The 13,704-nt window shown below is 48.1% G+C and carries 13 protein-coding genes; all 13 read right to left on the minus strand.

Annotated elements, in window-relative coordinates:
* Positions 1-9: 9 nt before the first annotated feature.
* Positions 10-276: a hypothetical protein gene (locus LKD70_RS08610; protein WP_227707618.1), complete on the minus strand. Its 267-nt coding sequence runs from the start codon at positions 274-276 to the stop codon at positions 10-12.
* A 13-nt stretch (positions 277-289) separates the two neighbouring features.
* Complete coding sequence (locus tag LKD70_RS08615) at positions 290-1,345, minus strand: DMT family transporter (RefSeq protein ID WP_227707619.1); 1,056 nt, start codon at positions 1,343-1,345, stop codon at positions 290-292.
* 172 nt (positions 1,346-1,517) lie between these two features.
* Positions 1,518-2,882, minus strand: a complete 1,365-nt coding sequence (gene lpdA, locus LKD70_RS08620; RefSeq protein WP_227707620.1) for a dihydrolipoyl dehydrogenase — start codon at positions 2,880-2,882, stop codon at positions 1,518-1,520.
* An 18-nt stretch (positions 2,883-2,900) separates the two neighbouring features.
* A complete protein-coding gene (locus LKD70_RS08625) occupies positions 2,901-4,241 on the minus strand; it encodes a hypothetical protein (RefSeq protein ID WP_227707621.1) in 1,341 nt (446 codons plus the stop codon).
* A gap of 38 nt (positions 4,242-4,279) precedes the next feature.
* Positions 4,280-5,542, minus strand: coding sequence for an MFS transporter (locus LKD70_RS08630; protein WP_227707622.1), 1,263 nt, complete (start codon positions 5,540-5,542; stop codon positions 4,280-4,282).
* A 46-nt stretch (positions 5,543-5,588) separates the two neighbouring features.
* Positions 5,589-6,254, minus strand: coding sequence for a hypothetical protein (locus LKD70_RS08635; RefSeq protein WP_227707623.1), 666 nt, complete (start codon positions 6,252-6,254; stop codon positions 5,589-5,591).
* Positions 6,255-6,274: 20 nt separating this feature from the next.
* The gene (locus tag LKD70_RS08640; protein ID WP_227707624.1) at positions 6,275-7,819 is read right to left on the minus strand and encodes a xylulokinase; all 1,545 of its coding nucleotides are present in this window, start codon (positions 7,817-7,819) and stop codon (positions 6,275-6,277) included.
* Complete coding sequence (locus LKD70_RS08645; RefSeq protein WP_227707625.1) at positions 7,806-8,807, minus strand: lipoate--protein ligase; 1,002 nt, start codon at positions 8,805-8,807, stop codon at positions 7,806-7,808. Before LKD70_RS08645 ends, LKD70_RS08640 begins: the two co-directional genes overlap by 14 nt.
* A 48-nt stretch (positions 8,808-8,855) precedes the next feature.
* A complete protein-coding gene (locus LKD70_RS08650) occupies positions 8,856-9,530 on the minus strand; it encodes a dihydrolipoamide acetyltransferase family protein (protein WP_227707626.1) in 675 nt (224 codons plus the stop codon).
* A 65-nt stretch (positions 9,531-9,595) separates the two neighbouring features.
* Complete coding sequence (locus tag LKD70_RS08655; protein ID WP_227707627.1) at positions 9,596-11,368, minus strand: cobalamin B12-binding domain-containing protein; 1,773 nt, start codon at positions 11,366-11,368, stop codon at positions 9,596-9,598.
* 22 nt (positions 11,369-11,390) lie between these two features.
* The gene (locus LKD70_RS08660) at positions 11,391-11,657 is read right to left on the minus strand and encodes a biotin/lipoyl-containing protein (RefSeq protein ID WP_227707628.1); all 267 of its coding nucleotides are present in this window, start codon (positions 11,655-11,657) and stop codon (positions 11,391-11,393) included.
* A gap of 43 nt (positions 11,658-11,700) precedes the next feature.
* Complete coding sequence (locus LKD70_RS08665) at positions 11,701-12,681, minus strand: alpha-ketoacid dehydrogenase subunit beta (protein ID WP_227707629.1); 981 nt, start codon at positions 12,679-12,681, stop codon at positions 11,701-11,703.
* Complete coding sequence (locus tag LKD70_RS08670) at positions 12,678-13,667, minus strand: thiamine pyrophosphate-dependent dehydrogenase E1 component subunit alpha (protein ID WP_227707630.1); 990 nt, start codon at positions 13,665-13,667, stop codon at positions 12,678-12,680. Before LKD70_RS08670 ends, LKD70_RS08665 begins: the two co-directional genes overlap by 4 nt.
* Between the last annotated feature and the right edge of the window lie 37 nt (positions 13,668-13,704).

Genomic DNA, 13,704 nt, shown 5'->3' on the forward strand with positions numbered 1-13,704 from the left:
AACGCATACTCACGGTATCATGCTCTCACAGGCTCTTCCCGCTGATGTCACCTCGTATGCGATCTTTAAGTTATCCTCCTCATCCAGATCAATATCTGATGCTTTTAACATCCCGATTCCGCAGTAAACACGGATAATTTTCTCGATATTTTTTACAGAAACCGTCTTTTCTCCCGGATATTCATGTCCGATCTCCCTTGCGGCTTCCTCAGCCGAAAACGAGCCGTCTTTATGTATGGCATAGTCCAGGACTCTCAGTTTAATCGGTAATTTCATCTTGATCTCCTCCTCACGAAACATCACGCAGGTTAAAAAGCTCTGACGGTTTTGCCAGCACGACAAAAATTCCCACGACAAGCACCGCCGCCCCGATAATTCCCATCAAAGTCACTGAGAATGAAAGGATTCCCATTCTGTCCATCACAAGTCCGATCGGGATGCTCCATATCGGTGAGGAAAACAGGATGGCAGATCCCCTGGTCGCACCGCAGTAGCTGTACGCGACGTAAATTTCATTATACTGAATCGTCAGAAATACCATTGCCAGAAGCAGGAACAAAAGAATGACCTTGTCGGAAAAAATCAGGGTGAAAATCTCCCCGATCCATCCGGCATGTCCCGTAACTGTGCATATAATCAGCGCACAGCACAATTCCATACATCCTCCTCCGATCATTCTGTAAAGCGGGCACACAATCAGCGGATCTGAAATGTCAATCGCTTTTGTGCTAAGGACTGCCTCTATAGCATATCCGATCGGAGCCGCGGCTGTAATCAGCAGTCCAAGGTAAAAATTGCTGACCCCTTCCGGCGGGGCTATACTCGCGATGACAACCCCCACAACCGTAATGAAAATTCCAACAAAAACACGTACCCCTGTTTTCTCTTTCAGGAAGATCGTCCCCAGAATCGCCGTAACAACCGGCGTCAGCCCGATAATACAATTTCCGTATGTAGAGCCGCAGAAGCTGATCCCGACAATTGAACAGGCCGTCGCAACAGGCCCGCCGAGAAAAGCGGATGCAAGTACGACCCGGGACGCCTTTACTCTCCAGATTCTCGGATATTCCGCCAGAGGAATCCCGCGCACCGTATTAAATATAATCATCAGAATCCCGCCAAACAGCTCACATATTCCCAGTACGACCAGTGACAATATATATGTAAACAGCAGCGTTTCTGCAAAATGGCCGCCAATCATTTCCGTAACCCTGACATTAAAATTTTGAAAAATCACAAGAGACAGCGCTGAGATCCATGCCAGTACCAGCCCCAGTACCGCAAGTTTTACTTTTCTGTCTTCATAAAGTTTTTTTGCTTGTTCCTTTTTTTCTAAAACGTTCATAAGTTTTCACCTGTCTGTATATTTTATAAGTTCCGGCCCGGACAGTATATGACAGTTCGGGCCGGCTGGAACGGCCGGGAGACTGTTTTTCTTATTTCTCCCGTCTTTCTGCCGCTCCGGAGGTATCATGGCAAGTCAGCGCCTCATGGCACGGCGCTGATGTTAAAACGCCTTACAAAAATAATGTTTCCCTGATAATCTCTCCCACTGTAGGATGCGGGAATACAAGTTTCTGAAGCTCCGGAACAGTTTTATGCGATGTAATCATAAGCTCCGCAGCCAGAATAATCTCCGACGCATAGCTTCCGATCATATGTACTCCAACCACCGTATTGTCCTCTTCATTCACGATCAGCTTGCAGATGCCGTCGCCCTGCTGCACCTCCGCGAGATAACGCCCGGAATAATTCATGGACAGGCTGACGCTTCTGACTTTCATGCCTTTCTTTTCGGCGCTCTCCTCCGACTCGCCGACGCCGGCCACCTCGGGATCTGTATAGATGACAGACGGGATCGTAGAATAGTCCATCCTGTCTTCTTTTCCCAGGATATTGTTCACCGCCACTTCCGCTTCGCGGTAAGCCGTATGCGCCAGCATGACCTTGCCGTTGATATCGCCTACAGCATATACACCGTCCACGTTTGTCCTTAAATGGTCATCTGTCACGACAGCGCTCCGGTTCATCTCAAGTCCCAGATTTTCAAGTCCCATATTTTCCGTATAGGGTCTTCTTCCGATCGCGCATAAAATCTGATCCGCCTCTTCCAGCTTTTCCTCGCCGTTCTTCTCATACAGAACGCCTTCCGGAGTGACACCTGTCACTTTGCAGCCGAGTTTAAATTTCACACCCTTACGGCGGTACGCCCTCAGAAGGATGTCAGAGACTTCTCTCTCCATCGGTCCGGCTATTTTATCCATCATCTCCACGATCGTCACATTGACTCCTGACATCGCATAATAGGAAGCCATCTCAAGCCCGATCACTCCGCCACCGATCACAACTAATTTTTCAGGCAGCTTTGTCGCGTCGAGAGCTTCTCTGTTTGTCCAGACAGTCCCGTCCGCAACTCCTTCCTTAAGCCCCGGGATCGGAGGAATGACAGGCACTGACCCCGATGCAAGAATCAGCGTATCAGCCGAATACGTTTCTGCTCCGGCCTTTACAACAAATCCTTCCTCTGTCTTTCCCTCTACATATCCGAATTCACTTACAACATGTACCCCGTTCGCGTCCATCATTGCGCAAACGCCGGATACTAGTGCGTTTACCACCTGGTTTTTATGATTGATAACCTGTTCTGTATCCAGCTTTATATCTTCAGTGAGGACGCCGAATACGGCGCCCTCCTTCGCATGCTGGAAGATCTTTGCGGAGTTCAGAAGAGCTTTGGATGGGATGCATCCCTCATTTAAGCAGGTTCCTCCCAGAGCGTTCTTTTCGATCAGCACAACTTTTTTTCCTGCTGCGCCTGCGCGCTCTGCTGCGAGATAGCCTCCCGGTCCCCCGCCTAATACAATGATATCTGCTTTCATCATTTTTGTTCCCCGTTTCTCTTACTTTAAAACTACCTTTTTCATTCCCATGAAGTCACATACAATCTTCAGGATATCTGTGTAGTCGCCCTCTTTGATTACAACATGGTGATGTAATCCGGCCTGGATCATCTGGTCAACAACACTGCCGGCCTTCACTCCATCCGCTCTGAGTTTTACAACAAGCTTTTCGCCGCCGTCCACCCATTCTTCATGGCTTACGGGGAGCGTTTTTCCTGTTGCGACAAGTACCTGGTAATCTCCGGCGCTTCCCTGAATGTCAGAGAATGTAACCTTATCCATTGCCTTTAACGGCACTCCGATGAAGGAGCCCATATCGCCGGACGGATTTGTCACGACTTTATCCAGGCTCTCTGCCAGAGAAGCTGCGGAACTTCCTTCATGGCAGATTGTCATATAGTCGTTTTCATCATCAAATGCGCCGATCTCACCGAGCGCGCATGCGCCGCCTTCTGCTGCCAGGTTCAGGATGTACTGGAGTACTGTATGCCCGATATCGCCCTCTGTGTCAACGATAATACCCTCGTCCGCCAGCCAGGATGATGTCTGGTTCATCAGACCGCCGTACAGCGGATAGCACTCTGCTGCAATTGCATTCATACCTGTCTTCTGGATCATTGCTTTTGTAGCCAGGTATACTTTCGCCATCCAGATCATACATTCCTCGGAAACCTTTACTGTACCTGTGCGGTCTTTTAAATCCTCCAGCGCCTTCTTTGCCTCTGCATCGCAGATCTTCTCAGCTGCGTCCGTGATCTCCTCCATCTCATAGTGGATGATTGTCGGTCCGAATGTGTTGGAGAACTCCCATTCTTCAGTCGTCATATCCTGCGGTCCTGCCACTCTCCATGTCTGGCGCGGTCCCACCAGAGCCAGACGCATACTGCTTACCTTTTTGATGATCTGACCTGCGCGGGCAACGTTTTTCACCTTCTGGATGAGTGCTTTATCGTCTGCGAGTCCGTATACATACTCAAAATGAATCTTTGAATTTTTCAGAACAGATCCGTAATTCTGAATGCAGCCGATGGAGAACGTCTCAGGATACGGCACTGCCCAGAACACAGTCGGAACCTGCAATTCGTGGGTGAAGAGATATTTCAGAGAATCGCCCACCCATGTGATGTCCATGACCGCCAGAGATTCGATACCCTCTTTTTTAAACTGGTCACAAACGTTCAGAGCGTCTGTCGGATTTAAAACGCAGCAGTTTGCAACAACCACGTCGATTCCTGCCTCTTTCATCGCCTTTGCCGCACTGTCCATAAGCTCATCATATCTCTGTCCGCCGCTTTCCACCGGACTTACAAGTCCGACAAGTCCCATTTTTGCCTTTTCCATTTTATCTGCCTCCTTATAGTTTCATTTAATTTTAATTGTTAAAAAGCTTTTGTTCCGCTTTGCTGATTCTTAGCCATCTCCGCGGCAACCTCGTCTTTGTCGCGTACAAAGACTCTGACAAGAACAACGTTTGTGACAAACGTCAGAGCCGCACAGAAAATCAGGCCGATCGCGTAAGAATCCGCAAAGTCTCTTACAACACCTACGATCTGCTGGAATACAAACATTCCGAAGATGAAGGATACACCCTGGATAATTCCGTTCGCCATACCGATCTTGGAAGATACGGTCGTATCGGAGAGAACCGCAAATCCAAGCGGGTATACGACATATGCGCAGAAGCCTGTACACAGGAAACCGGCTACGATGACCCATATAATGCCCATCTGGTTTCCGGCGATCATGAGGAGATATCCTGCAACCATTCCGATGCCGCCGAAGAGAATGGAAGGACGTCTCGTCCCCATTTTGTCAGAGATCGCGCCAAATATGAGGCTGGCAAAAATACCCGCAACCGAGAATACAGTTGACGCAAGGCCTGCGGCTGAGCTGGACATTCCAAGATCTGTCAGCATACTCGGTCCCCAGTAGTTGGCAATTCCGAGACCGCCGAGGACGCCTGTCACCGCGATACAGTGTGCAATCGTATTTGAGTTCAAGGCCTTCTCATATTTGCCCGTATCGTCAACCGTGGCTCCCGAATCCTCCATATCCATAACTCCGGGGTCTTTCAGGATCATGATCAGGATAATCAAAATCACTGCCACGAAGATAATAACGGCAATATTTCCCGTCTGGATTCCAAGGTTATTGACAAGGATGGAGAACAGGTAAAGGGCACAAAATGTACCGATACCATCCGCCGCCGTCATACCGCCGGTGGCGACTCCCATCTTGTTTGTCCCCGCGAACCAGTGAACCGCAAGTGTATACGCCGCATTGTAGATGCAGGCGTTTCCAAAACCACTGACGATTCTCGCGAAAATCAGGATCGGGTAGGACGGTGAGAAGTAGAACAGCGCATGTCCGACGATCATGATAGCGATTCCAAGCATGGTAAAGAATTTACAACCCTTTTTCTCAACAGCAGATCCCACGATAAACAGACCGATGCCGCAAGCCCAGGAATATGCCGTATTTACGATACCCACCTGAGAATAGGTAATATTGTAAGTTTCCATAATGTAATCTGTAAGAGTTCCATGACAATACTGAAAGAACGGTGCGATTGAACCCGCAATCACGCAGAGCACCAGCATAAACCACTGTTTCTTGGTTGGGTTAACTAATTTTGTCTCCATATTTACCCCCATTCTGTAATAAAATACATTTTATTTTTCTTTTGTTTTACAGGAGAGATACCACCTTTTCCAGGTTCTCTCTAAAGCTTCCGCCAGGTACGAATTTTTTGTCAAAAAGAGCGCTTCCCATTGTAAATGTCCACGGATCCATCTTTCTTACCGCCTCGATCCGCGCGGGAGAATCAATGCTTCCTGCCATGATGACCGGAAGCTTGGAAGCCTTGATAAATTCTTCTGAAAACGCTTCCGGATCGCCCTGAGAATAGCGGTATCCGAGCAGGTCAATGCCGTAAACGCCTTTTTCTCTGTACTCCTTTTCCTGCTCCAGACAGCTTTCAACGGTTCCCTCCAGCACGCTCGGGCTTCCATATACCTTGCCTACAAACGGGCAGTATTTCAGATCGTGCTGATTGATATACTCCAGGACGCTGTCGTAGAAAATCGTTCCTGCCAGGTAATCAAACCCGCATTCTACCGCCAGTTTTGCGCCCCTCATACACTCTGCCTCTGTGTAAGTTACCACTTCAAGGAAAGTGGTCTTTCCTTCCTTTTTCATAAGCTGGCAGAGTTCCTTCATCTCCTCCGGTGGGAGTCCCACGTCCTTGAACCCCCAGTTTTTTACCGGAAGATCTTTGCAGCTTTCAAATACTTCTTTTGCATCTTTCCTTGTTACATCATGATGCGTCAACATTACAATCAGTTTCTCAGTCATGTTTGTTCCATCCTTTTCTTTTACTTTGTCTTCTCAAAGCAGTCCGCCAGATCCGCGAACAGGTTGCGGTACATGTCATACCCTTCCGCATACGCCTTTTCATTCTCTTTATCCGGTTCGAAGACCGATTTAATTTCGACCATTCCGTCCGCCGCGCTGTCAATATCCTTAAAGACGCCGGTTGCTTTTCCTGCCAGTAATGCGACTCCGAGGCAGGCCGCTTCTTTGGACTTTGTCGTAAGCATTCGTTTTCCTGTAATATCGGATTTTATCTGGCTCCATACGGCGCTTCTCGAGCCTCCTCCCAGAGAACGGACCTCATCCACATGGATTCCCATGTCGGCTAAAGCGTCGATATTGCGCTTCAGTGTGTATCCTACCGCCTCAAAGACTGCTCTTACAAAATGCGCTTTCGTGTGCTTCAGCGTAAATCCAAACCACACTCCCTTCGCTTTCGCGTTTACATCCGGCGCAAGAGATCCTGACAGATGCGGAAGCATAACCAGGCCTTCCGCCCCCGCCGGAACACTTTCGGCTTCTTTATCCAGCAGTGCATATGCGCTCACGTCTGAGAGCTGTTCGATCGCCATTTCGTCACCGCAGAACTTGTCTCTGAACCAGCGAAGCGCCATTCCTCCGGTTGTAAATGTGTGCATCATGTACATATCCGGAATTGCAAAATAGTGGAGCGGCATTTTTCTGTTCGGATCAAATACCGGTCTGGAAACCGGCACACAGATTGCAAGCGCGGATCCGATATTTTCCGAGAACATGCCCTCATGCACATTTCCCACTCCGATCGCTCCGGCCGCCTGGTCAAGCGCTCCTGTGCATACAATCACCGACTGTGCATTGAGTCCCAGCTCTTCCATGATCTCCGGATTCATGGTTCCCACAATTTCTCCGGATTCCAGTACCGGCGGCAGCTGATCTTCCCGGATTCCCAGACATTCCAGCATCTCCGGCCAGTATTTCTTCGTTGTAATATTCCAGTAGGTCGTGGAGCACACAAGAGAGCCTTCCGCCGCAAAGCAGCCTGTCATGCGATAGATAAAATAATCTTCAATCAGCAGGAACTTGTATGTACGGTTAAATATATCTTCCTCGTGTTTTTTCAGCCAGAGAATCTTTGACGCAGGCCAGCATGGTTCAAAACTCACCTGCCCGGTCACCTTATAGCACGTTTCATCTCCAAAGCGCGCTCTTAACTCTTCCGCCTCTTCTCCAGCTCGGTTATCCATCCAGACGATCGCGTTTCTCAGAGGATTTCCTTCGCTGTCTATGCAGATCAGCGTCTCTCCCTGTGCGGAAATAGCCATGGAAATCTGATCTTCCTCTTTAATCGGATACTGGCTTTTCAGATCGTTCAGCCCATCCTTGAATGCGGTCCAGTAAACCTCCACATCCTCTTCCACGAAATTAACCGCCGGTGTGATCAGACTGTACTCCTGCGTAGATACTGCAAGCAGCTTCCCCGTATTGTCAAACAGCGCGATTTTAAGCGCTGTCGTTCCCAGGTCCAACCCCATTAGCAACGTCATAATCTCGTTTTCACCTCCCGTCATTTTTCCCTTCAAAGAAACATTCCGCTGCCTCCTCAGGCGTAATGCTGCCGAAATACAGGTTAAGAGGCTGTTTCTTAAAGAACTCCCATATTTTTTCTTTCTCATATTCTGTTCCGACCAGCGCGTTTTCGATTTCTTCCGCCGGCCTTAAGGACATAAAGTCTCCGTTGATCATGCAGTGCAGAATCCTGCCTTCCTTTATATCCAGGTTCACATCCATCTCTCCGCCGGGAAAACGTCTCTTATTCTTGTAGCTGAACGTGGACGACCGGCTGAAGTTCCATTTTTTCGTCCTGTATTTCCGATTGGCAAGACATTCCACTTCATGAAGCTCTTTTTCGCTTAACTCTGCCGTATACAGCCTTTGTGCTTCATTCCAGTGACGTTTCAGCAGATCAATCACTTCATCTATCTTAAGTTCTTCGGAGACATAAGACTGGATATTTGTAACCCGGCTCCTCACCGACTTTATATTTTTAGACCGGAATTTTTCAGGAGAGACTCTCAGAATACTGCTCAGCCGCGTCAGATCCGAGTTGATCAGAAGCGTGCCGTGCTGCAAAAGCCGTCCGTCTGCGAGAGCCTGCGCGCTGCCGGAAATCTTTTTCCCGTCCAGAAGCAGGTCATTGCGTCCTTTTATTTCCAACGACAGTCCGTACTCCCGGAAAGCCTCGACAATCGGTTTTAAAAAGCTGCGTATATTCATGTCTTCGTCATCCCGCCAGTCTGTGATATATGAATAATTCAGATTCCCCAGATCGTGATATACCGTTCCGCCGCCGGTGATCCTGCGCACAATTTTTACATCAAATTCAGCTGCGCTTTCCAGGTTGATCTCCTCGTACGGATTCTGATGCAACCCCATAACAACGGTATTATCGTTCTGCCAGAGAATTAAATAATCATCATCCCGTAAATGTTTCAGTACATATTCTTCAAACGCAAGATTGTAATAGGGGTCGGTAGAACACGTCTCCAGATATTTCATGGGCTTTCTTCTCTTTCTCTTTTTCAAAATGTTCCTTTGGTATTCTTCTTACATTCCGGTTTCCATCAGATCTTTCACCCGGCTTAAGAACTTCGCGGCATAAGCGCCGTCTATCATGCGGTGATCTGCCACAAGATCAAGCTTCATCATCGGCCTTATAACGATTTCTCCGTCAATCACTACCGGTGTGTCTATGATTTTTGTAACTCCGAGTATTGCGGCCTCGGGCTGGTTAATAATAGGAGAAAAGCTTTCAATTCCCATCATTCCCAGGTTTGTGATCGTGAATGTTCCGCCTGTGATATCATCCATAGTGATTCTGTTATTTTTCGTCCTCGCCACCGCATCGTTTGTCTCAACCGCTACCTGCCGGAGATCTTTATTCAGCACATCCTTGACGTTCGGCACAATCAGTCCGTCATCAACAGCCACTGCAAGTCCTATATTGATACTGTCGTGCGTGACAATTTCATTGTCTTCAAAGCTGCTGTTGAACATCTCATATTCACTCATGGCCTGCGCGCACACTTTCATCAGGACATGATTCATCGTCACTTTTTTACTCTTGTCGTCAAGATTCTCGTTGAGCTTCTTTACAAGATCTTTCGTGTATGTCATATCAACGCTGAGTTCATAGCAGACCCGCGGCGACACATGCCAGCTCTCGCTCATCCTCTCCGCGATAATCTTTCTCATGCCTGCCACTTCTGTTCTCTTTTCCATCGGTTCACCTCCTTTTTTCTCATCGACCCGTCAGAGCCACTCTGGCGGGTCGGAATCTGTCATTGTTATTTTGTCAGCTGTTCAAAAAGATTTTCGACTGTCGTACACGTATGGATTCCAAGTTTCCGGATTTCCTCTGTAACATCCGACGGCTCTGCATCGTCTTCATTCAGAAAGCTCTGAAGCACGCCGCCGAAGAAGAAACGGTATTTTTTATTTCTCTCCGCCGCAAGCTTTACAATCAGTTTCGCGTACGGGAGAGCCTGTCCGTTGTGGAGACTGACAATCACATCCGTGATATTGTTCTCATCGGCCAAATCCAGGACATCAATAGCCTCAAGCTGATTTCCTCCGTCTACCACGTCCGCTCCAAATTCATTCATAACCCCCGCAATTACAGCAGCTCCCGCGAAATGCACATCTGCTGATGCAACCACTGCGCGGTGTCCCTTCAGAAGGGCAGGATATTTTGTGTCCTTTAGAATACTGATCTGATTTGCAAGCTCATTCTGAGTCGCATTCCACAGAGCTGCCGGCATAAGCGGAACGATCGTCTCATTGCCTTCATCCACAATAGACGGATGGAACAGTTTTTCAAGGACGAATGGATCGATGGCCTTTAATACAGTCATGATCTCGATCGGGTTCGTAATATCAACGCCTGCTTCCTCAAGGCCCTGGAGCATATAATGGAACATTTTGTCTCCCAGCTCTATGGTCTGATCTCTCAGCTTTTCAAGCGGCTCCCAGTTGATCATCGGAGCCCAGTAGTATGTCGTTTCCTGAGCTCGCTGGCAGGCTCCCGTCATATCCAGCATTTCCGGTACAGTCGGGATCGCCACCTTCTCTGTGATCGGCACAGACAGCCATGCGCATCCGGCTTTGAAATGCTGCTCTGCCAGAATGGTGAACAGTACCTCGGGGATCTGGAACCCGTAATTAGCATGGATATGATGATCCCAGTGGCTGATTGTATCCGGATAAACAAATCCGATTCCCGGCTGGTCGTCTTTATTGAAGCACTTCGCTGCCGCAAGCCACAGTGCTGTCTTATGCATAATATTCTGTGTAAAGTTTCCGAAGCTGTACGAATATCTTGCCTTGCAGAGATCATGTACAATGTAGTAATTCATTTTTGCCCAGGCAAGCGAAGTCGCCAGATCATTAAAGTATGCGCCGTATGAATCGTCGCTCTGATCGTTTGCGATGACTTTATCGTCATATTTTGCGGCCACAATCCCAAGCGCTTTCACGTTTTCTGTCATGTTCCAGACTTCATCCGGGCAGCCCGGAGCGACCTGGACATAGGTTCCGAAAAGTCCGGTCCACTGGGAACCTGCCTGCACGGAATTGATCGTTGTCTCCACCGCGTTCGGCCATCCGATATGGTTGTCTCCAAAAACAGGAGCAACCGTAGATGCGGACGCAATCGCCTCCCAGTCTTCCGGCTCATCAAGCATAAAACCAAGTGCCAGCGGAAGCCCTTTCCTTATTTCTTTCGGAACGCCTACCAGATTCTGGGGAAGCTGATGTGCCAGACTGATATCCAGACCGGTTTCCTCATTAAATTTCTCCGCTGCTTTCAGTGCTTCGACCTGATCCTTTACAGTGGCAAGTCCTGTGTTGATCTTCCAGCATATCTTTCCTTCTTCTTTTAATTTCATACGGTAGTCCACGGGTTTCATACCGTACTTGTCTTCAAATGGGATATGTTTGATCTTGAGGTTCTTGCCGATCTCATATCCTTCTTCCCAGACTTTTTTCCAATCCGGGATGTTGTCCGGAATCAGGCTTTTAATATATTCTCTGCTCCCTTTGTCTAATATTGTTTTTCCCATAGTCATCTCCATTACAATGTCTTTATAAATATGCGGAAATGTCTTCTGTCTCCTCTTCTGATACGATCAGAACAGGGGTCTGGCATGGAACCTTTGTTCCTTCCTCAACAAGAAGCTTTCTCACATATCCGTCCATATCGGACTCAGCCTGATTGGTAATCTTATCCGTAGTTACCTCATATAAAGCGTCTCCTTCAGACACCTTATCGCCTTCTTTTACGAGGTACTTTGCTACAGTACCTTCCTTCATTGTTGCTCCCATTCTGGGAAGCTTGAATACTTTTACCATTTTTGAGTTCCTCCTGTTTAAATATCTTCGTACTATTAGGAAATTATTCCATGATACGTTTTACTGCTTTGATAATGTCTTCCTTCTGAGGGAAGTAGTAATCTTCAAGTGTTACCGTATAGGGGCAGGGAATATTCAGTGCTCCGACCCTGATAATCCCTTTGTCCAGAGTCTCAAACATATCTTCTGTTACGTTTGCCGCAAGCTCTCCTGACCATGCGCCTCTTTTTACTTCCTCTGTCACGATCACCAGCTTTCTTGTCTTGCTGATAGAACCGTATACGAGCTCCTTGTCAAACGGATACAGGCTTCTAGGGTCGATCACTTCTACGCTGATGCCTTCTTTCGCAAGCTCTTCTGCTGCATCCAGCGCTTTAAGTACGCAAAGACCTGTAGCTACAAGCGTTACGTCGCTTCCTTCCCTCTTGATATCAGCGCTTCCAAGCGGAATCGGTGAGTATACATCTTTATCCACCACTTCTCCCTGTGTCTGGTAAAGCATCTGATGCTCAAATACCATAACCGGATTGTCATCCTCAATCGCTGTCAGAAGAAGTCCATATACATCCTGCGGTGTAGAAGGATATACAACCTTCAGTCCCGGAATATGCACCAGCATCGCTTCCAGAGACTGTGAGTGCTGTGCCGCACACTGCATTCCGCCGCCGCTGGTAAGTCTGAGCGTCATCGGAACGTTCATTCCGCCGCCGTACATATAACGGAATTTTGCAGTCTGGTTCATAATCTGGTCCATGCAGCAGCCCATGAAGTCGTTATACATAAGCTCAGCTACCGGACGCATTCCGGTGAGCGCCGCACCCGCGGAAAGTCCGACGATCATCTGCTCGGCTACCGGCGTATCTCTTACTCTCTCTTTGCCGAACTGTCTGTACAGTCCCTTTGTAGCCCCCATGGAGCCGTCTACAAAACCGACGTCCTCTCCTATACAGAAAACTGTAGGGTCTTTCTCCATTTCGTAACGAATCGCGTCTGCTACCGCTTCAGAAAAATACATTGTTCTCATTTTCTCGCCTCCTCAACAATATCTGTGTACACATCTTCAAGTGCAGATTCCTTATTCGGGAACGGACTCTCGGCCGCGAATTTCACTGCTTCTTTTACCATGTCTTTCACTTTGTTTCTCACCGCTTCCAGGTCTTCTTCTGTCGCGATGCCGTTCTCTTTAAGGTACTCTTCAAATCTCGGGATCGGATCATGATCCGGCTGTTTCCAGAGCTTAACTTCTTCCGGATTACGATAGTTCTCGGGCTCGCCTTCAAAGTGTCCTCTCCATCTGTATGTCTTACACTCGATGTATGTCGGGCCGTATCCGTTTCTCGCACGGTCAATTGCGCGCTTTGCAGCGTCACACACAGCCAGAAGATCATTTCCGTCTACAACCTCGCCCGGCATACTGTAAGCAGCCGCACGGTCCGCTGTATTCTCAATCTTCATTCCGTTAGTGATGCGGCAAGACACTGCGTAAAGGTTATTCTCATTTACAAATACAACCGGCAGATTCCACAAAGAAGCGATGTTCATGGCCTCGTGGAAAGAACCTTCCGCTGTCGCTCCGTCGCCGTGGAAACAGATGCATACTTTGTCCTGCTTCAGCATCATGGAAGAATATGCGGCGCCTGTGGCAAGTGTAAATCCTCCGCCTACGATGCCGTTGGCTCCGAGAATACCGAGTTCTGTATCCGCAATATGCATGGAACCGCCTTTACCTTTACAGTATCCCGTTTCTTTTCCCCAGAGTTCTGCCATCATCTTGTTCATATCCGCGCCTTTCGCGATAATATGCCCGTGTCCTCTGTGGGTACTGGTGATATAATCTCCGTCTACCAGGTTTGCGCAAACGCCAGTCGCGATCGCTTCTTCTCCAATGTAGAGATGTACAAATCCCAGCACATCCCCTTCTGCAAAGCTTTTTGCCGTCTGAAATTCAAACTGGCGGATCTTCTGCATGGTCTCATACATTTCCATACATTTTTTGTGTGATAAGTTCATAGTTTTCCTCCTTTTAACTTATATTTAAAAAAGCTGC

Origin of the sequence: Ruminococcus turbiniformis (assembly GCF_020687545.1) — a bacterium.
Classification (GTDB): Bacteria; Bacillota; Clostridia; order Lachnospirales; family Lachnospiraceae; genus Mediterraneibacter; species Mediterraneibacter turbiniformis.